23 protein-coding genes are annotated in these 19,977 nt (G+C 34.5%); 16 read left to right on the forward strand and 7 right to left on the reverse strand.

Annotated elements, in window-relative coordinates:
* The first annotated feature begins 222 nt into the window (after positions 1 to 222).
* Together AC4BC4_RS07530 and AC4BC4_RS07535 are read left to right on the forward strand one after the other, a co-directional pair.
* Positions 223 to 1,392, forward strand: a complete 1,170-nt coding sequence (locus tag AC4BC4_RS07530; RefSeq protein WP_490477288.1) for a pyridoxal phosphate-dependent aminotransferase — start codon at positions 223 to 225, stop codon at positions 1,390 to 1,392.
* A gap of 137 nt (positions 1,393 to 1,529) precedes the next feature.
* Complete coding sequence (locus AC4BC4_RS07535; protein WP_490477289.1) at positions 1,530 to 2,438, forward strand: phosphate ABC transporter substrate-binding protein PstS family protein; 909 nt, start codon at positions 1,530 to 1,532, stop codon at positions 2,436 to 2,438.
* A 66-nt stretch (positions 2,439 to 2,504) separates the two neighbouring features.
* Here the strand turns inward: AC4BC4_RS07535 and AC4BC4_RS07540 are convergent, their stop codons facing one another.
* Positions 2,505 to 4,262, reverse strand: coding sequence for a sensor histidine kinase (locus AC4BC4_RS07540; RefSeq protein ID WP_490477290.1), 1,758 nt, complete (start codon positions 4,260 to 4,262; stop codon positions 2,505 to 2,507).
* A complete protein-coding gene (locus AC4BC4_RS07545; RefSeq protein ID WP_490477291.1) occupies positions 4,259 to 4,972 on the reverse strand; it encodes a response regulator transcription factor in 714 nt (237 codons plus the stop codon). Before AC4BC4_RS07545 ends, AC4BC4_RS07540 begins: the two co-directional genes overlap by 4 nt.
* Before the next feature lie 145 nt (positions 4,973 to 5,117).
* Between AC4BC4_RS07545 and AC4BC4_RS07550 the strand changes: the two genes are divergently transcribed.
* The 7 genes from AC4BC4_RS07550 to AC4BC4_RS07580 all read left to right on the forward strand — a co-directional run bounded on the left by AC4BC4_RS07550 (position 5,118) and on the right by AC4BC4_RS07580 (position 10,240).
* Positions 5,118 to 5,585 carry a 2-thiouracil desulfurase family protein gene (locus AC4BC4_RS07550; RefSeq protein WP_438756075.1) on the forward strand — a complete coding sequence of 156 codons (468 nt, stop codon included), beginning with the start codon at positions 5,118 to 5,120 and terminating at the stop codon, positions 5,583 to 5,585.
* Between the two features lie 366 nt (positions 5,586 to 5,951).
* Complete coding sequence (locus AC4BC4_RS07555) at positions 5,952 to 6,290, forward strand: putative DNA-binding protein (protein WP_438756074.1); 339 nt, start codon at positions 5,952 to 5,954, stop codon at positions 6,288 to 6,290.
* Positions 6,291 to 6,294: 4 nt separating this feature from the next.
* Positions 6,295 to 7,713: a signal recognition particle protein gene (gene ffh, locus AC4BC4_RS07560; protein ID WP_438756073.1), complete on the forward strand. Its 1,419-nt coding sequence runs from the start codon at positions 6,295 to 6,297 to the stop codon at positions 7,711 to 7,713.
* Between the two features lie 177 nt (positions 7,714 to 7,890).
* Positions 7,891 to 8,454: a DNA-3-methyladenine glycosylase I gene (locus AC4BC4_RS07565; protein WP_490477292.1), complete on the forward strand. Its 564-nt coding sequence runs from the start codon at positions 7,891 to 7,893 to the stop codon at positions 8,452 to 8,454.
* A gap of 183 nt (positions 8,455 to 8,637) precedes the next feature.
* Entirely contained in the window at positions 8,638 to 9,468 is an 831-nt protein-coding gene (locus tag AC4BC4_RS07570) for a GNAT family N-acetyltransferase (protein WP_490477293.1), read from the forward strand.
* Positions 9,469 to 9,707: 239 nt separating this feature from the next.
* A complete protein-coding gene (gene rpsP, locus AC4BC4_RS07575; protein WP_010761445.1) occupies positions 9,708 to 9,983 on the forward strand; it encodes a 30S ribosomal protein S16 in 276 nt (91 codons plus the stop codon).
* Between the two features lie 11 nt (positions 9,984 to 9,994).
* Positions 9,995 to 10,240: a KH domain-containing protein gene (locus tag AC4BC4_RS07580; protein ID WP_010761444.1), complete on the forward strand. Its 246-nt coding sequence runs from the start codon at positions 9,995 to 9,997 to the stop codon at positions 10,238 to 10,240.
* A 148-nt stretch (positions 10,241 to 10,388) separates the two neighbouring features.
* Here AC4BC4_RS07580 and AC4BC4_RS07585 read toward each other — a convergent pair whose 3' ends face one another.
* Both AC4BC4_RS07585 and AC4BC4_RS07590 read right to left on the reverse strand, forming a co-directional pair.
* Positions 10,389 to 10,727, reverse strand: a complete 339-nt coding sequence (locus AC4BC4_RS07585) for a hypothetical protein (protein ID WP_490477294.1) — start codon at positions 10,725 to 10,727, stop codon at positions 10,389 to 10,391.
* Positions 10,711 to 12,033 (reverse strand): DUF1576 domain-containing protein, encoded by a 1,323-nt coding sequence (locus AC4BC4_RS07590; protein WP_490477295.1) that lies wholly within the window; start codon positions 12,031 to 12,033, stop codon positions 10,711 to 10,713. The genes AC4BC4_RS07585 and AC4BC4_RS07590 overlap by 17 nt, the downstream gene beginning before the upstream one ends.
* A 489-nt stretch (positions 12,034 to 12,522) precedes the next feature.
* On the opposite strand from AC4BC4_RS07590, the gene AC4BC4_RS07595 reads away from it, so the two are divergent.
* The gene (locus AC4BC4_RS07595) at positions 12,523 to 13,071 is read left to right on the forward strand and encodes a TetR/AcrR family transcriptional regulator (RefSeq protein WP_438756067.1); all 549 of its coding nucleotides are present in this window, start codon (positions 12,523 to 12,525) and stop codon (positions 13,069 to 13,071) included.
* 214 nt (positions 13,072 to 13,285) lie between these two features.
* Positions 13,286 to 13,660, forward strand: coding sequence for a YxeA family protein (locus AC4BC4_RS07600; protein ID WP_438756066.1), 375 nt, complete (start codon positions 13,286 to 13,288; stop codon positions 13,658 to 13,660).
* A 126-nt stretch (positions 13,661 to 13,786) separates the two neighbouring features.
* Here the strand turns inward: AC4BC4_RS07600 and AC4BC4_RS07605 are convergent, their stop codons facing one another.
* From AC4BC4_RS07605 to AC4BC4_RS07615, 3 genes are all read right to left on the reverse strand, one after another.
* Positions 13,787 to 14,002, reverse strand: coding sequence for a hypothetical protein (locus AC4BC4_RS07605; RefSeq protein ID WP_438756065.1), 216 nt, complete (start codon positions 14,000 to 14,002; stop codon positions 13,787 to 13,789).
* Positions 14,003 to 14,103: 101 nt separating this feature from the next.
* Positions 14,104 to 14,610 carry an AAA family ATPase gene (locus AC4BC4_RS07610; RefSeq protein WP_438756064.1) on the reverse strand — a complete coding sequence of 169 codons (507 nt, stop codon included), beginning with the start codon at positions 14,608 to 14,610 and terminating at the stop codon, positions 14,104 to 14,106.
* Between the two features lie 60 nt (positions 14,611 to 14,670).
* Positions 14,671 to 15,426, reverse strand: a complete 756-nt coding sequence (locus AC4BC4_RS07615; protein WP_490477296.1) for a peptidylprolyl isomerase — start codon at positions 15,424 to 15,426, stop codon at positions 14,671 to 14,673.
* Positions 15,427 to 15,602: 176 nt separating this feature from the next.
* Here AC4BC4_RS07615 and AC4BC4_RS07620 point away from each other — a divergent pair, with 176 nt between their 5' ends.
* The 5 genes from AC4BC4_RS07620 (at position 15,603) to AC4BC4_RS07640 (ending at position 19,944) form a co-directional block, all read left to right on the forward strand.
* Complete coding sequence (locus AC4BC4_RS07620) at positions 15,603 to 16,697, forward strand: DUF871 domain-containing protein (protein ID WP_438756062.1); 1,095 nt, start codon at positions 15,603 to 15,605, stop codon at positions 16,695 to 16,697.
* Positions 16,698 to 16,826: 129 nt separating this feature from the next.
* Positions 16,827 to 17,456 (forward strand): NUDIX hydrolase N-terminal domain-containing protein, encoded by a 630-nt coding sequence (locus AC4BC4_RS07625; protein ID WP_438756061.1) that lies wholly within the window; start codon positions 16,827 to 16,829, stop codon positions 17,454 to 17,456.
* 111 nt (positions 17,457 to 17,567) lie between these two features.
* Positions 17,568 to 18,500: an alpha/beta hydrolase gene (locus AC4BC4_RS07630; RefSeq protein ID WP_438756060.1), complete on the forward strand. Its 933-nt coding sequence runs from the start codon at positions 17,568 to 17,570 to the stop codon at positions 18,498 to 18,500.
* Between the two features lie 163 nt (positions 18,501 to 18,663).
* Positions 18,664 to 19,554, forward strand: a complete 891-nt coding sequence (gene xerD / locus AC4BC4_RS07635; RefSeq protein ID WP_490477297.1) for a site-specific tyrosine recombinase XerD — start codon at positions 18,664 to 18,666, stop codon at positions 19,552 to 19,554.
* A 27-nt stretch (positions 19,555 to 19,581) separates the two neighbouring features.
* Positions 19,582 to 19,944, forward strand: coding sequence for a GNAT family N-acetyltransferase (locus AC4BC4_RS07640; protein WP_438756058.1), 363 nt, complete (start codon positions 19,582 to 19,584; stop codon positions 19,942 to 19,944).
* The last annotated feature ends 33 nt before the right edge of the window (positions 19,945 to 19,977 follow it).

Here is a 19,977-nt window from a genome sequence, read left to right on the forward strand (position 1 = left end):
TAACTATAAAGAAACAACAAGCGTTTCGCAAGTTAAATCTGTGAATTTGAAAAGAAAATAAAGATTTTTGAAATTCAAATTTCATTTTACATTAAATTATGCTATGATAATTCCATTAATAAAAATATGAATAGTAATCAAGTGTTTCGATTGATTTAAATTCTAAATGGTAGAGAATTTTGATTTAATGGTCGAATCACTGAGGTATGAGGGGATGGTTTCATGGATTTAACAAAAAAATTTAACAAGCAAGTATATAAAATTGCTGTTTCAACAATTCGCCAATTTGACGAACAAGTAACAAACATTAAAGGAATCATAAAATTAACATTGGGAGAGCCAGACTTTAATACCCCAGAGCATGTAAAAACTGCGGCACGTGATGCAATTGACAATAATTTTTCACATTACTCCGGCATGGCTGGGTTGACAGATGTTCGTGAAGCAGCCACTTTTTTTATGAAGGAAAAATATGGTGTTAGTTATCAACCTGCATCTGAAGTTTTGGTAACAGTAGGGGCGACCGAAGCGATTTCAGCAAGTTTGTTATCTATTTTAGAACCAGGTGATAAAGTTTTGATGCCAGCGCCCATTTATCCAGGATATGAACCGGTGATCACGTTGGCTCAAGCAGAACCAATCTATATTGACACTACATCGAATGATTTTGTATTGACTCCAGAAATGATTGAAGCAGCAATGTTAGAACATGGGGATCAAGTCAAAGCGATTATTCTAAATTATCCAAGTAATCCAACTGGTGTAACATACAATCGTGAGGAAGTAAAAGCTATTGCAGAAGTGCTGAAAAATTATTCGATTTTCGTCATTAGTGATGAAATCTACAGCGAATTGACCTATGAAGATCAGCATGTATCAATTGCGGAATTTATTCCAGATCAAACCATTTTGATCAATGGTTTATCAAAGTCGCATGCAATGACTGGATGGCGGATCGGTTTTATCTTTGGTCCTGAGAACTTGATAGCTGAAATTATAAAAGTACATCAGTATTTAGTCACAGCAGCTTCTACAATTTCTCAAAAAGCCGCAGTTAGAGCTTTAGTTGAGGGTATGAACGATGCTGCAGTGATGAAAGAGGAATATCGTGAGCGCCGAGATTTTGTTTACGAACAAATGACCTCTTTGGGTTTTGAAGTAGCTAGACCTAATGGAGCTTTCTATATCTTTGCTAAAATTCCTGCTGGATATGAACAAGATTCAATGAAATTTTGTATAGATCTAGCACAACAACAAGCAATCGCGATCATTCCAGGAGTGGCTTTTGGTAAAGAGGCGGAAGGCTATGTTCGGATCAGTTATGCAGCCGATTTAGCTACATTAAAAGAAGCCATGAAACGAATAGGAAATTATATCAAAACGAACAGTTAAGCGAGCAATCGTTTAACTGTTTTCTTAGCTCAACAGAACCTTTACATTCCTTTACCGATTATTTACACAACGTTGAAACAGAATTAACACATCGCTGTTAAACTAAGCTTGTAACTAATTGAAAAGGACGTGTAAAAATGAAAAAACGTTTAGTATCAGCAATTGTTTTAAGTGTAGGACTTTTAATCGCAGGGTGCGGCAATCAAGGAGCTGCGACTAGTGAGAGCAGTAATAAATCTAAAGATAGTGGAAGCAATAGTAATCAACCTGTTAAAATCGTAGCAGTTGGTTCAACCGCTTTACAACCATTAGTAGATGCAGCAAAAGATCAATTCGTTTCTGAACATGCTAATTATACGATTTCAGTTCAGGGCGGAGGTAGCGGAACAGGACTTTCTCAAGTCGCTGATGGCGCTGTGACAATTGGGAATTCTGATGTATTTGCTGAAGAAAAATCTGGTGTAGATGCCTCAAAATTAGTTGATCATCGTGTCGCTGTTGTCGGAATGGGTCCTGTGGTCAATAAAGAAGTTGGTGTTAAAAACATTAGCAAACAAGAGTTGATCGATATCTTTACTGGAAAAACTAAAAACTGGAAAGAGTTAGGCGGTAAAGATCAAGAAATTGCAGTAATCAATCGTCCAAACGGGAGTGGAACGCGAGCAACTTTTGAAAAATGGGGACTGGATGGAGAAAAAGCTGTTCAATCTCAAGAACAAGACTCCTCAGGGACCGTTCGTCAAATTGTTTCACAAACACCAGGTGCAATCAGTTACCTTGCTTTTTCTTACATGGATGAATCGACAGCTGCCTTAAGTATTGATGATGTAAAACCAACAGAAGAGAATGTAGCAGATAATTCTTGGAAAATTTGGTCTTATGAACACATGTATACCAATGGTGAACCTGATAAAGATGTAAAAGCATTTTTAGATTTCATGTTGACAGATGATGTTCAAGAAGGCGTTGTTAAAGAGTTAGGCTACTTACCAATGACTGGCATGAAAGTTGAACGAGATGTTTCAGGGACAATCATTAAAAAATAAATTTTTCTCCCCTAAAATACCAAAAAGAGGTTGAACGTGAAATGCGTTCACCTCTTTTTGATGTACTCAATTTTTCGGAAGCTCGACTGTAAAAGTAGAACCCAGACCTAAGTGACTGTCAATTGTAACCACTCCACCTAATAATTCAGTATAATTATGCACAATTGATAAACCTAAACCTGTTCCACCGGAATGTCGGCTTCTTGCTTTATCTACTCGATAAAAGCGTTCAAATACCCGTTCTTGATCTTTTAAACTAATACCAATACCTGAATCTTTCACAACGAAAAAGAACGTCTCAGCGAAACCAAAATCAATTCTGATCGTTCCGTCAATTTGGGAGTACTGAATCGCATTTTCAATCAAATTTTTAACGATTGGATAAAATAGTTCATACTTGGTAGTATAAGTAACTGTCTCATCTCCAAGAATGTCAATCGTTAGATGCTTTTCTTTGATTGTTTTACGATATGAGCGCAAAAGTTCATTTGTAAAAGGAAGTATGGCAATGTCTTGATCATCATAGGATATATTTTTTCCATCACGGGATAGCTGTAAAATTTCCTGAATCAATTGCTGCAGACGTAAAGCATCTTTTTGCATGATTTCTAAAAATTGTGATAAGGTTTCAGGATCATCTTTTGCCCCATCCAATAAGGTTTCAGTAAAACCCAATAAGGAAGTGACGGGTGTTTTTAATTCGTGAGATACATTACTCACAAAATCTTTTTGAATCTTCTCTAATTGTCTAACGCGTGTTAAATCATAAGCAATCCCCAAAACTTGGTAGTTATTGCCATCTTCTTCTATAAAGCGTAAAGACATATCCAAAATTGTTTCATTCAACGAGTCAGTCAGCTTTATTTCTTGGTGTACCGAGCTTTTCTCTGTGATCACTTGATGAATCAAATGAATCAGAGCAGGTTCTTTAATGACTTCAAAATAATCTTTTGCTGTATCATTTTCTTCGATTCTCAAAATCTCAATCATTTTAGGATTGGTCAATTGTAATTTTCCCTCAACATCAATAATAAAGACACCGATCATCAACTCATCCAGTAAGGCGTGAAATTGTTCATCAGTGGACGTATAAGCTAAATACGTTTGACTCATTTGTTGGCTTAAAAGATTGACCGTTTGATACAATTCGTTCCATTCAGGTGAATCTTGAATGATCGAACGCGCTTCATCTGGATATTTCACTATTTTTTTCAGGACAGGTAAAACAGTCACTAAAGGTTCATTTTTTTGATGAAGCAATAAAAAGATGAACGCGGTAATGATCAAAAATAGAAGGCCAAAAGTAAGCAAAATATAGCGTTTGAACGATTGTATACTATTAGAAAAAAATTCGGTTTGTTCTGAGATGCGAATAATCCCGATCAGTTCTCCATCTTTATCAACGGGCAATGCTAAATAGAGTAATTCTTCCTTTAAAGTCGCACTTTTTCTTAATGCAGCGCCAAAATCAGCACCTGAAAGAATTGCCTTGACCTCAGGCCGGTTTTTCCTAGACTCCTGCAAATCTGAATCCACACTGTCATAAAAAATAGCTCCGTCGGCATCCATTAATGTCAATCGTTCATTTTTATCTGTTGAATAGTGCTCGATAAGTTTTCTTTCTTGATTTGAAAAATGTTGTGTTAAAAATAAATTAGGAGAGAGTTGGTCAAGAATCAAGGTTCCTTTTTTCTGTAAATAGTCTTCTTGCTGTGCGATTATTTCTTTTTTAAAAAAATAGTTTGTTAAAAGAATACTACCTAAAAATAAAGCAATCATCACGATTCCAACTAACCAATATTCAATGCGTTGGCGTTTTTTCATTTTTTAGGCTCCTGAAATCGGTAGCCAAATCCTCTGACTGTAACCAAATAGGCAGGTCGCTTTGGATCAATTTCAATTTTGTCTCTTAAATGACTGACATGGACATCGACGATACGACTTTGACCTGCAAAATCATAGTTCCAAATTCGATCAAGTAAAGTATCGCGATCAATCACTCGGTCTTTACGCTTGATAAAGTAGACGAGTAACTCAAATTCTTTTGGCGTAAGCTCGATTTTTTCGCCACGAACATTTACCTCATAATTTTGTTCATCAACGCTGATTTCTCCTAATACTAGAGGCGCTTTAGCCTCTTCACTAAATTCTTCTGATTTAGAAGAAACAGGTTTTAAACGTCGGAATATGGCTTTCATTCTCGCTAGAACTTCTCTAGGACTGAAAGGCTTTGTTAGGTAATCATCTGCGCCAATTTCCAACCCAATGATCTTATCAACTTGATCGTCTTTAGCAGTTAAAATCAAAATGGGGGTGTCAATTTTTTCTCTGCGCAATGACTTTGTGATTTCTAGACCATCCATATTTGGTAGCATCACATCTAAAATGATAAAATCAAATTGATTGGATAGGGCTAATTCATACCCAACAGCACCATCCTCTGCAGATATTACTTCATAGCCGTCTTTTTCCAAGTTAAATGTCAACAACGTAACAATCGACGGTTCGTCATCAACAACCAATACTTTCTTCATCTATTCGGCTCCTTTAAATACGAAATAAACACAACGTCATTTTATCACAAATTTCTTGGTATCAAAAACTTTATGGAATGTTTCTAAAACTACTTTCAAAGGAAAAGAAATGGTATAATAATAAAGATTGAAATGAGGGAAGCAAATGATTGGAATCAGCGCATGTCTGGGTGGTGTTTGCTGTCGCTATGATGGTCAAGCAAAGGAAATCACCGCTTTAAAAAAATTAGTTGAAAACGGGCAAGCAATGCTTGTTTGTCCAGAAGTTTTAGGGGGCTTACCGATCCCTCGTGAACCTGCTGAAATTAGGGGCGGTGATGGATTTGATGTTTGGAACGATGATGCGAAAGTCCTCACTAAAAGAGGAGAAGATATGACAGATATGTTCAAACAAGGCGCAATCACAGCGTATCAAAAATTAGTTGAACAAAATATCACATCGATTATTCTAAAAGAAAATAGTCCATCTTGCGGAAGTAAAGGAATTTATGATGGTACATTTTCCGGTAATCATCGCACTGGTCCAGGGGTTGCGACAGCATATTTTATCTCTAAAGGACTTAATGTGATTTCAGAAAATGAGTGGCAAACGGTGACTGATCCCAAGGAGTAAAAGATGTCAGAAAGTAGAAAACTTAACTCGTCAGTAAATATATTCTCAAAGGTCTTGGCATGAGACGTTCCATTGCAGCTTTTATACAATAAAAGAAATAAACTGTTTGTTTCTTTTTAAAGTACTCATCCGCAAAAAAGTTTTTCCGAATCAAAATGATCTAAGTGCAAAGTTTTTTACTAGCTATAATCACCAAATAATGATGGAAGAGTGTTTTTCTAAAAAGGAATTTTACGCTAATATACAAAGTTATTCTAATCAATTGATAAAATCTTTTGAAAAAATTCTTGAAAATCAACTAAGAACTATTGACTAATCACTCTGAAATCGGTAACCTAAAAGGGATTGAAGATAGGGGTAACAACTATGGAAATTGAAAAAACCAATCGAATGAATGCGTTATTTGAATTTTACTCCACTTTGTTGACAGAAAAACAAATGAATTATATGGAGATGTACTATGCCGATGATTTTTCATTAGGTGAAATTGCGGAAGAATATGAAATCAGCCGCCAAGCAGTTTATGATAATATCAAACGGACAGAGAAAATCCTAGAAGAATATGAAAAAAAACTTCATCTATTTTCTGATTATGTCGTCCGTGGAGAGTTGCTAGAGACACTTAAAAGCTACGTGAGCGAAACATATCCGAAAGATACAACAATTCTAAAGTATATAGAACAAATACAAGAAGTAGAGGAATGAGATTATGGCTTTTGAAAGTTTAACAGATCGCCTACAACAGGCAATGAGCAAATTACGTCGTAAAGGAAAAGTATCTGAAGCTGACGTAAAAGAAATGATGAGAGAGATTCGTTTGGCTTTATTGGAAGCCGACGTAAATTTACAAGTTGTCAAAGATTTTACAAAACGGGTTCGTGACCGTGCAGTTGGTGTAGAAGTTCTTGAAAGCTTATCGCCAGCGCAACAAATCGTTAAAATCGTTGATGAAGAATTAACGGCAACATTAGGTACCGAGACCGTTGGCTTAAACAAATCAGAACGCATTCCGACTGTGATTATGATGGTCGGATTACAAGGTGCTGGTAAAACAACCTTTGGTGGTAAATTAGCTAATCATTTGATCAAGACTGAAAACGCACGTCCTTTGATGATTGCAGCCGATGTGTATCGTCCAGCAGCGATTGATCAATTGAAAGTTTTAGGCCAACAATTAGATGTACCGGTTTTTGATATGGGAACAGAGACTAGTCCAGTCGAAATCGTGCGTCAAGGGATGGCGTTGGCTAAAGAGAAGAAAAATGATTACGTCTTAATTGATACGGCAGGGCGTCTGCATATTGATGAGACATTGATGGACGAGTTAAAACAAATCAAAGAAGTAGCACAACCAGACGATATTTTACTTGTAGTAGATGCAATGACAGGTCAAGATGCAGTAAATGTTGCTGAAAGCTTCAATCAGCAATTAGGAATAACAGGGGTTGTCATTACAAAACTTGATGGTGATACTCGTGGTGGTGCCGCACTATCTATTCGCTCTGTCACTGGTGCACCAATCAAATTTATCGGTTCTGGTGAAAAATTAACTGATTTAGAAATTTTCCATCCGGATCGTATGTCCAGCCGTATTTTAGGTATGGGAGATATGCTGACACTGATTGAAAAAGCACAACAAGATTATGATGAGAAAAAAGCTGAAGAACTTGCAGTAAAAATGAAGGAAAATAGCTTTGACTTTAATGATTTTATTGAGCAATTAGACCAAGTAATGGGTATGGGACCAATCGAAGACTTGTTAAAAATGATTCCAGGAATGAATAATATGCCTGGTCTAGAAAACGTCAAAGTGGATCCAAAAGATGTAGCACGTAAAAAAGCAATGGTGCTTTCAATGACACCAGCTGAAAGAGAAAATCCAGATTTGCTGAATCCAAGCCGCCGCCGTAGAATTGCAGCCGGTTCAGGAAATAATGTCGTTGAAGTCAATCGAATGATCAAACAATTCAAAGAATCTAAAAAAATGATGCAACAAATGTCTAAAGGCAACATGGATATTCCAGGTATGGATCAAATGCTTGGTGGAGGTATCAAAGGTAAACTCGGAAAAATGGCCATGAATCGTATGGTGAAGAAAAACAAGAAAAAGAAAAAGAAGAAAAAATAGAGTTGAAAAAAAAAGCAGGCCACAGTCATTAGATTTTGGGCTGCTTTTTTTGATGAACGATAATTCAAAGCAGATTTATTTTTGACCGTGTCGATAATTTTTATGCTTCCAATATATTTAGGGGTAAACATTAAAAGAATGAATGGTTCAAAAAATGAAATCCTTGGAGGGGCAACGATGAAAAAACGATGTTCTTGGGCAGAAGGTAATGAAAAAATGAAACACTATCATGATACGATTTGGGGAGTTCCAGTCTATGATGATCAGCGCCTGTTTAGAAAATTGATATTGGATATCAACCAAGCTGGCTTAAGTTGGCAAACTATTTTGAACAAAGAAAACGATTTTGATGCTGCTTTTGACGATTTCGATATAAAAAAAGTCGCTCTTTACGATGAAAATAAGATTCAAGAACTTTTGAATGATCCAGGAATCATCCGTAATCGTAGAAAAATCGAGGCAACTATCCATAATGCTCAAAAAATTATTGAGATTCAGAATGAATTTGTCTCTTTTTCCAATTATTTATGGGGATTCAATGCTCAAAGTGTTTTGAAAAACGCTTATCAAAATCAAGTAGAGATTCCTACAACAAATGAATTATCTGATAATATAGCGAAAGATTTGAAGAAAAGAGGGTTTAAGTTTGTGGGCAGTACGATCATCTACGCCTTTTTAGAGTCTATTGGGATGATCAATGATCACATAACAATATGTTTTCGATATGAAGAACTAAATTAAAAATAGTCTGAATCGAAATAATTTTCGATTGTTGCTTAGGCTATTTGAATTTAATTAACCACTTTTTTTTAAAAGCAAGATAAGAACCAACGATTGTTTTGGAGAAAAAGCAGCCAATTCCATACTGTATTTCCGATAAACATTCTATATGATCAACGTAATTTACGACAAAAAGGAGAACCAATGACCTTAAAAAAGACAGTTAAGATGCATCTTGAACCTGAAGAAATCAGGGCTATTAAACACTTGAAAGAAAAAAATCGAATGCTGTATTCTATTGAATACAAACTAGATCTAAGCTTTTTCAACATAACTACTGATAAAGTTAATCACTTACTTTGTTGGTATGAAGATGAATTAGTCGGCTATGCAGCGTTAAGTAATTTTGATCCGAAAGAGCTAGAAATAACGATGATTGCAAAACCCGACAGTGAGATCTATACAAAAATGAATGAGGCAGTGCTAGAATTTTCTCAACAGCGAAACATAAAAGAGAAGCTTTTGATTACAGATCATAACGATACTTTTGTAAATGAATATCTTAAAGGGATGAATAAATATAAATACAGTTTTTCAGAATACGCAATGATTTTAGCAGTAGACAAATTTATTTCTAAGTCTTACGATATTACTTTAGAACCTGCAAATATAGAAGAAGCTAACATAATTGCTGGATTAGAAGAAGAAGAAGAAATCGTACCGCTAGACACGGACGATTTGAAAAAAACACTTGTCTTAAGAAAAAATGAGCAAGTAATTGCAAGTATTAGGGTAGAAAATGAACAAGATTCATATGGGATTTATGGATTTGTCATAAGAGCAGATTTAAGAAACCAAGGCCTAGGCAGAAAAATACTCTGTCAACTCATTCAACAATTGTTGGAAAAACAAGCAAAAGAAATTTATTTAGAGGTTGAATCAACTAACGAAGTGGCTTGTCATTTATATAGAGCAATAGGATTTGAGGAAAAAACACTATTTGACTATTATGTTTATGAACCAATACTTGAATAATAAAAAAATAAGCTATGAAAAAAAGAAAAATTCTTTTCTATTCACAACTTATCTTTGTTAAGCAATTGTTGATTTGCCCCTGCCAAGGTGAAATAATTATAACATATCTGGAACTAAAAGTACCAGAAATCAGCGGTTTAAAGCTTTTTTAAAGGTGTCAAGAAAAAACTCTTTACAGTGTGCTTTAAATCTGGTAAACTAACATTTGTGATTAAGTTAATGGAGGTGTAATATATAAAATGTCAGTAAAAATTCGTTTAAAACGCATGGGTTCTAAAAAGAGTCCTTTTTACCGTATTGTAGTCGCAGATTCTCGTTCTCCTCGTGATGGACGTTTCATCGAAACTGTTGGAACTTACAATCCTTTAAAAGATCCTGCAGAAGTAGTTTTAAAAGAAGATTTAGTTTTAGACTGGTTGTCTAAAGGCGCTCAGCCTTCAGATACTGTTCGTAACATCCTTTCAAAAGAAGGCGTTATGAAAAAACACCACGAAGCTAAACTTGAAAAGAAATAAGGTGACCGATGATGACAGATGTGAAAGAGTTAGTCTTAACTATCGTTCGCCCATTAGTCAGTCAGCCTGAGCTGGTTAAATTAGAAATAGAAGAATCAGATGTTTTTCTAGAGTATAATTTGACCGTATCACCGGAAGATATTGGTCGTATCATTGGCAAGCAAGGACGTGTTGCGAAAGCAATTCGTACAATTGTTTACAGTGTACGAGTAGATGGACCAAAAAAAGTTCGTTTGAATATCGTAGATGGTAAATAGCACAAAGTAAAGCATCCCATTTTGGGGTGCTTTTTTTTGCACAACCTATACATGGTACACATTTAGTAATGCTGAGAAGAAATACAATAAAAAGATGAAGAGTAACCAGTCAATTCACAGGTATCTCTTCATCCTTTTAATTGAATGATTATTTTTTTCTGAATACTTTGATTTCAAAAATAGGTGAATCAAAACTAATTTCTGCTTCATCGATCATCAGACCCAGAAGATGATAATCTTCCACTTCATGGTGGGTGATCCCAAGTAATTCATCATAGTAACTTTCAATACTTAGATCTCTAGGTGTATTTAACAACTCTAATAAATGCAAGACATTTTCTGGCTCTTTTGCTGTTTTTCCTCGAATTTTGATAGAAAAACCTTCCGGAGTAAAGTCAACATCAATTTGGATTTCTACAATATCATTTGAAAAAAAGTAAGTTAATAATTCATCTACAATTCTCTTTGCCTTATCTCTTTCTAGCATGTTGATTCACCTTTCTGATCTGTAAAATATTATCAAGTAATGGTACCATGACGGCCGCTACAAAACCAGTAGAAAATCCATTATTATAAAGATTTAGTCCGCCATGAAGATAGCTGACATTTGTGACTAACGACATATGCAAAAATCCGGCAATCAAACCAAAGGTAATACCATAATATCCTGCAATAGGTGCTAAACCTGTACCAAAAATTCCCGCAAGAACGACAGTTGTTTGATTCACTTCAAAAACCGAAGATAACTGCGCAGTCAAAAAGACGCTGACTAATAAGGGTAAACTATTAAAGAGATGATTACCAAATGCACTAAAACCAACAGCAGATAAAATCGCTCCAATGATCGGACCATTAAGAGTGGAGTGACTAACTTGAGTATAGCCGACAAGTAATAATCCCATGAGCGCCATATTCATCATCGTAGCACCAACACCAGCGATAGAAATAAAATCAGTGATCAATTTCCCAGAAGTTTTACTGATATCTTTTAACTCTTTTAGCGAAAAATGATTGACTATAAATCCAACAAAAAACATGACCAAAAATAAAAATAATAGAAAAAATAGCAGTTTACTATGATAAGCTGTTGAAACTAAATTTTTTCCTTCGATTTTCCAACCAAACATTCTTAAAATACCTGTAAATAACATCGCAATCAAACCAGAAGTAAAACCGACGTTATACAAGGAAAAACCTTGATGAAAGGTAAGAACATGAGACGCTAACGGCGGTAAAATCAGGCCGATAAAAATACCCACTAAACATCCTAACGGAATAGAAAACATCAAAGGTAGCGAAAGACCAAAAGTGAGGTAACTAATAATTGGAGATAAAGCACTACCGAATAAGCTGACAACGATAAATTGAGAAAAAGGTTTTTTTACAATTCTTGCATAACAAAGTCCACCAATAATGATTGGAATCGAATTATACAAATTTTTTCCAAAAAAAGAACAACCTGATACGGTAAATAATGCTGCGATAATAGGACCATTGATCGGAATTTTTTCTTTTTTAGCAAGTAAAACACTGATCAATGTGAGTAATCCACTATTTACAAAAGCACTACCAAATGTTCCAAGTTCAATATAATCAGTTAATAAGTTGCTAGGTGAGGTTAAAATGCGAAACATTCCCGCCCAAAGTGCTGTAAGAGGTTCACTAAGCAAACCAATAAGAATCAAAATAAAGCAATAAAAAATGAGAAGATAATAATTTTTATTTTTATCAATTATTTTTTGATTTTTTTTGTCAGTATGTAAAAAAAGTGTTTGGCTGTTATTTTTAGCCATAAAAATACCCCCGTTATCTATCAATAATTTAACTATAGCCTGTAGAACATTCATTGGTCAATAACATTTTGGTAAAGTCTAGCAAATTATCATATTTTTTAGATATATTGATAATTATTGAGAAAACAATTGGATAAAAAAGTGTAAAATGAAAGAATAAATAATAAAAATGTAAATAATTATAAATTGAAAATTATGAAATAGTTTTTACGAGCTATCATCACGTGATACATTATCAAGCTTCACGGGCTAGTCTCTCGCGAAAAAGATAAAAATAGAAAGAGGGAAAGGGCCCCTCAGTCGATTTTTCCTATTTTCCTGTCGAGACTGAAAGAGCCCGTTACGCTTTTCGTCATCGAGCTTCACGGGCTAGTCTCTCGAGAAAAAGATAAAAATAGAAAGAGGGAAAGAGCCCCTCAGTCGATTTTTCCTATTTTCCTGTCGAGACTGAAAGAGCCCGTTACGCTTTTAAATTAAGGAGGGGTTATTTTGGTTAGAAAAAAGGTTTATAAAAAACAACATATTTTGGCAGCAGCGAGAGATTTATTAACAGAAGAAGGCTTTTCTTTTATAACAGCACGAAATGTTGCAGAGCACATGGGTATTTCAACGCAGCCTATTTACCTTGAATTTAAAAACATGGAAGAGTTGAAATTGACCTTGTTAAAAACAACACATGAACGGTTAGAAAATGAATTCTTTTCTAAAAAGCAAATCTCACATAGTCTTTCAAATTTCGGTTTAAATTTTATCAATTTAGCTAAATCCAACAGCAAGATGTACATATCATTGTATGTAGATCAGCATTCATATGGTCAAGAATTGAAGCAACTATCATTTGATTTTTTTCAAAAATCCATCCAAGCGGATGAAATGTATCTAGATGCCTCAAAAGAACAACTTGAAAATCTTCATATGAAAGCATGGATTGTTGCGACTGGAATGGCATCGTTGAGTATCTCTGGAATAGTAAACCAAACAGAAGAGCAATTAATCAAAGTATTTACAACTATTGAAAAAAATAGTGAAATAACATAAGGATAGAATTGCATAAAATTGATTTGAGATGTTTTTGATACAGCTTTTATAATAATTGTATAGGTTAAAAGTCCTGATTTAGCTAGTTCCTATATAAATAGACCGATAACTACCTATGTCAAAAGACCTATGTAGATTTCGTATATTTGACTGATTTTCTTTCGTAGTTTTCTTGATAAAATAAGTTTATCAAATGAAATTTGGAGGAATAATCGTGAAAATAATCAAAACAATCGTTGTACTAGCTGTGCTTTCAGGAGCTGCTCTTTTTGGGGCTAAACTTTATACGCAAAACCAATCAGATGAGCTTTCTGGCACAATTGATCAATTAAACCCTTTAGTTGATAAAGGGGAAGTCTATGTTAAAACAAAAAAGGCCGATAGCGTTAATGGCTACGGGATTACGACTTATAAGCAACCAACGTTTGACAAAGACGGTAAGAAAAAAAATCTAACGTTTACAGCAGATCACGAATTAATAACGGATCGCTATTTAAAAATCTATAACAAAGGTGCTCACGTAGAAACCTATGAAGAAGTTTCTAAAGAGGATGTTCCTGAAAAAGCACTAGAGGAACTGAATAAATAAAAAGACTGCAATCGTAAAAAAATCTAAACAAGCAAGTTGGACAAAAGAGAAGATATTAAAAAACGTCTTCCTTTGTTCAATAATAGTTTAGATTCTTTTCGAGCAGTCTTTTTGTGATCAATTTGTTCAAATAGCCTGAGGTATAAAGTCAATTGTACATAAATCATTGTGATGAAAATGGATAGTTGCTTGAATTTGTCCATCTTCAATCAATTTTTGTGCAGTGTCTTTTACGTCTTCTTGGTCAAATTCCTGAAAATTGATTACATTTGCTACAAAATGAGGAGATTTACGATTGGAAGCCTCAAGTATAAGCGTTTCGATTTGTGGATTGAACGTCATTCGTCTTCACCTCTTTTATTAACAGTAACACTTTATTGCTAAATTGAATAGTAAAGCGTCGATATATGAGGATATGGAAAGAATTTTTCGCACTTTATTTTTCAGCAAATGTTTTCATAATCAGAATAAGCGTTACTTTTTTTCAAGATAATTAGTTTTTTGTTTGATAAGGAAAGTAACTTTTGTAGTTCAAAAATATTCTTGTTTTCATAATGATGATTCCAGATAAACATCTTTTTTAGTAACTGAATGCTAGGTTTATAATGAGCGCTTTCTCGATTGGTGACTTGTTTGATGTAACGACTAAAAATACGATATACTCGGATATAATAGGGAGGTAATAATAAAAGAATAATCTCTGCACTCTCTATAGATGGTTTGATCCAATCTCTTGTCGTGGTTCCTTCAATGATCCACGTTTCTTTAGCTAAGATTGCCTGTAACTGTTTAGCAGATTCTTCTACAGGATGTTGTTTATCTCCTGTAGGATGACGGTCCCAAATAAGGTCATCTAATTCATAATAAGGAATTTTTTTTTGAGCAGATAGTTGTTTGGCAAATGTTGTTTTCCCACTGCCAACGGGACCTGTAATCAATATTTTATTCATATTTAATCTCCAATTCGATTAAAAAAAGAATGGCAGTAGATCACCATTCTTTTTTATTTATTATTTTGCTTCTTGCAATATATTGATTTTTTCGATTTTAATCTCTTTTTTCGGTTTGTCTTGCGCATCAACTTCAGCTGCTGCGATTTTATCGACAACGTCCATTCCTTTAGTCACTTGACCAAAAACAGTATGCTTACCGTCTAAGAAAGGTGTTCCACCTTTTTTATAAGCTTCGATGATTTTTTCTGGATAATCATCTTTTAAAAGGCCGTCAGAAACATCTTGATCGTTTTGAACAATAAAGAATTGACTACCGTTAGTGCCATTTCCTTTTTCATCTGTCCCGGCATTTGCCATCGATAATGCGCCTCGAAGATTGTATAATTGGTTAGAAATTTCATCATCGAAAGGTTTGTCCCAAATACTTTCACCACCAGTGCCGTCACCTTTAGGATCGCCACCTTGAATCATGAAATCCTTGATAACACGATGGAAAGTAACATTATCATAATAACCATCTTTTGCGTGTTTCATAAAGTTTTCTACCGTTTTTGGTGCTTGTTTAGGAAACAATTTAATTTCAATATTTCCTTCTGTCGTGACCATTTCAACAAGATCTTCGTCTTCGCTGACTTCATCTGATAATTGAGGTAACTCAACCGAATTTACATCAACAGATTCAGATGTTTTCGTCTCAGTTGAAGATGTTGCAGAAGAATCTGCTGATTTTTTCTCATTTTTAGGCCCACATGCTGCAAATAATATTATTGAAGTTAAAAGAGCTATTGCAGCAATGAATTTTTTTGTTTTCATAAAGTTAAGTCTTCCTTTCAAAAATCGTTATACTTTATAATAACAAATCCTTTCTAGAACTGCTAGTCAAAATAGAAATTTTTAAGATTTATAAAAGGTGTAGACCACTTTTTTTTAATCTGCTATAATGAAAATGGATACATTATAATCAATACAAATCATAGGAGGCATTAATAATGGGAAAATTAGGTATTTCTATTTATCCAGAACGTTCAACCTTTGAAAAGGACAAAGCCTATCTAGACTTAGCACATAAATACGGATTTAAACGTGTTTTTACAAGTTTACTTCAAATTACAGAAGAGAAAGAAAAGGTATTAGCCGCATTTAAAAAAGTCGTTGATTATGCCAATAGTCTTGGAATGGAAGTTATGGTTGACATTAATCCAGCCTTGTTTGAACAATTAGAAATTTCTTATGATGACTTATCGTTTTTTGACGAGATGGGCGCATATGGTGTGCGTTTAGATATTGGATTTACAGGTGCTGAAGAAGCAAAAATGACTCGCAATCCATATGGTATCAAAATCGAAATCAATATGAGTACCGGGACAAGTTATGTAGATAATATCATGAGTTATTCACCAAATACAGATAACTTATTAGGTTCGCACAATTTTTATCCACATCGTTATTCTGGTTTAGGTTATGATCATTTTGTTTTTTGTTCTGAAAAATTCATAAAATATAATTTAAATACAATGGCATTTGTAAATTCCCATGATGCGACATTTGGGCCATGGCCGACTCAAGATGGCTTATGCTCATTAGAAGACCATCGTGATTTAGAAATCGCCACTCAAGTAAAACACCTCCTTTTAACTGGTTTGGTTGATGATATCTTAGTTGGTAATGCTTATGCATCTGAAACCGAATTAAAAGCAATGGCTGAAGCATTCAATGCGGAATATCCATCTGTAAAAGTGGATGTTGCAGATGATATTACAGAAGATGAAAGAGAAGTCTTGTTTACAAGTCTTCACAGCTATCGTGGAGACCGATCAGAATATATGCTGCGCTCAACGATGACTCGTATTCACTTTAAAGACAGAGCCTTTGAAGCACATAACACTAAAGACATGACAAAAGGAGATGTTGTGATCGACAATGTTGGCTATGGTCAATATAAAGGTGAGACGCAAATCGCATTAAAAGAAATGAAAAATGATGGACGGGTAAATGTTGTTGGTCGTATAGCTGACGACGAATTGTTCTTATTAGATTTCTTGAAACCTTGGTCTAGTTTTAAATTAATTGAAAATAGTAAATAAAATACAATTGAGTTCAAATGAAAGGAACAGAAAACTTTCGTATGAGCTCTTTTTTTGTTATGATTCTTCCAAAATAAGGTGAACTGATTGCTCATTTTGATAAAATATAGAGGTAAGGAGTGAAACGCAATGGAAAAAGAATTAAGCATTTTATTAACCAAACTTCAAGGGATTGCACAAACAGGGAAAAAATATGGGAAAGATATTTTTGATCAAGAGCGATATGAAGAGCTTTCTAAACTAACAAAAGAGTTAATGAGCATTCTTTATCCCGATTTAGTAGACCAAACATTGACTATTCTTGTTGAAAAAGATGAAGGATACGCTACACCAAAAGTAGACATCCGAGCAGTTGTTTTTAATCAAGAAGGAAAATTATTGTTGGTAAAAGAAAAAAGTGATAATCGCTGGGCTTTACCTGGCGGGTGGGCTGATATTGGGTACTCACCAAAAGAAGTGGCCGAAAAAGAAACGTTGGAAGAAGCGGGTCTAGTGGTTAAAGCCCAGCGAGTGATAGCTATCTTGGATAAGTCAAAACATGATTTTCCGCCAGCATTAACATATGTCTATAAGTTCTTTATACGATGTGAGGCGCAAAGTGAAAAGATAGAGACAGGTATTGAAACAAATGATGTAGGTTACTTTTCACTGCAAGAAATACAAGCACTTTCACTTTCGGAAGAACGTAACATCATTGACAATTTTCAAATGATTTTTTCTGATTATCAAACCGAAAATACTAACATTATATGTGATTAATATTGCGAAAATTCCAATAAAACATTATACTATCTAAGGATTTGAAAAAATTAGTATCATTTTTTTCAGAAGTTAAGCGTGAGTGATACTTTTAAAATGGGGAGTAATGGAATGAATCGTGTGGTAAAAATTTTGATCGCTATAGTAGTGTTGGTCGTTATTGTATTAACTGGAGCTGGAATGTACTTCTATAATTATGCAGTTGTTCCTTCACAAAAAGATTTTCTAGCTGGCGATACACCAGGAACAGATGTAAAAGAAAAGACACCCGAAGAAAAATGGTTTAAAGACAAAAATAATCGTACTTATTGGGATTTGACTTCAAAAGATGGATTGGAGCTAAAGGCAATCTATTTACCTGCGAAGGAAAAAACAGATAAAAATGTTATTATGGCTCATGGATATATGGGCAGTGCTGAAACAATGGCTGATTTTGCTAAAATGTATCATGACTGGGGATATAATGTTTTAGTACCTGATGCCAGAGGACATGGGGAAAGTGAAGGAGATTATATTGGTTTTGGATGGCCAGAGCGAAAAGATTATTTGCAATGGATTGATAAAGTGATTGCTGAAAATGGTAAAAATGCTCAAATCACTTTATTTGGTATTAGTATGGGTGGCGCTACAGTTATGATGACTAGTGGTGAAAAGCTGCCAGAAAATGTGAAGGCGATCGTCGAAGATTGTGGCTATTCGACGGTGAATGATGAGCTTGCATACCAATTAAAAGATATGTTCAATTTACCTGCATTTCCATTAATTCCAGTAACCAGTTTGATCACTAAAATTCGTGCAGGTTATTTCTTTGGGGAAGCAAGTTCAATTGCCCAGTTGAAGAAAAACGACGTACCAATGTTGTTTATTCACGGTGATGCAGACAAATTTGTACCATTTGAAATGTTAGATGAAGTCTACGATGCAACGAATGCACCAAAAGAAAAATTTGTGGTAAAAGGTGCCGAACACGCCAAATCTTATTCAATCGATCCTAAAGCATATAAAGAAAAAGTTGAAGGCTTTTTAACAAAATATGTAAACTAACGACTATCGTCATCCAGCTTTGATAGGCTGATGACGATTTTTTAAAATAGAAAAATTCTATTAGTTTAGAATAAAACGCCATTTAAAATCTATTCTTGCTGATTTTACTATACATAGGCTAGAATTCTTTGATATGATAATAAAAAGAAATGAGGTAAAATAGATGGAAGAACAAATCATTGACTATCTGCATTACTTACAAATAGAACGAGGACTTTCTCTTAATACGAGGAAAAGCTATGAAAGAGACCTACATAAATATTTATTATTTTTAAAAGAACAAAAAATAGACCAATGGCAATTGATCGATCGTTACATAATTATGGAATATTTACAAACCTTGCATAATGAGCACAATTCGTCTGCAACGATCATTCGAATGATTTCAAGTTTAAGAGGTTTTCATCAATTTTTAAGGCAAGAAGGATTCACAGATCATGATCCTATGCAACATATAGATTCGCCCAAAAAAGCACAAAAACTTCCAAATACACTTTCAGTAGAAGAAGTGACTAAATTAATCGAAACACCTGATACGACAAAACCTTTAGGCATAAGAAATCGAACAATTTTAGAGGTCATGTATGCGACGGGCTTACGGGTAAGTGAATTAGTTGATTTGAAGATAGGTGATTTACATTTGTCGATGGGGTTATTACAAACGATTGGTAAAGGAGATAAAGAACGGATTATTCCTTTAGGTGATTATGCGATTCAATGGATCGAAAAGTATCTAGAAGAAGCGCGTCCTACATTGATCAAAAAAAATCAAAATGAAACACGATTATTTGTCAACCATCATGGTAAGCCTCTATCACGTCAAGGGGTTTGGAAAAATTTAAACAAAATCGTTCAAGAGGCTGGTATCAACAAAAATATTACCCCTCATACGTTACGGCATAGTTTTGCCACCCATTTATTGGAAAATGGTGCTGATTTGAGAATTGTTCAAGAACTTTTAGGACATGCGGATATTTCTACGACACAGATTTATACCCATATTACCAAACAAAGAATGGCAGATGTCTATAAACAGCATTTTCCTAGAGCTTGATTGTAGTAAAAGAAAGAAGGTGAGATCATGTTAAACTATTATCGAAAAGAGCAACGAAAAATTGCGATGGGTTTATTAAGTTTCCATCAAAAATTAACGAAGTATCACTCACTGCTAAAAGAAATAGACATGTATGAAACGGATGCTGATTTACATTTGCTTTTTTGGACGCCAGAAGGTGAACAAAATATTCAAGGAATTGTGGGAATTGAGATCGAAACATCTGAGGCAATGATTTTACATGATATATCGATCAATCCTTCTTTCAGAGGCGAAAAATTAGGATTTGATTTGTTAAACGAAGTGGCACAATTGTATCCTGAGACAAAAATTTATGGGACATTAGCAACATCAACATATTTATCTAAGTGGAAAGAACACAATGCGTGAGTTTTATGGTAAACTAAAGAGTTGAAAAAGAAA

Source organism: Enterococcus sp. AMC1086, from assembly GCF_058216575.1.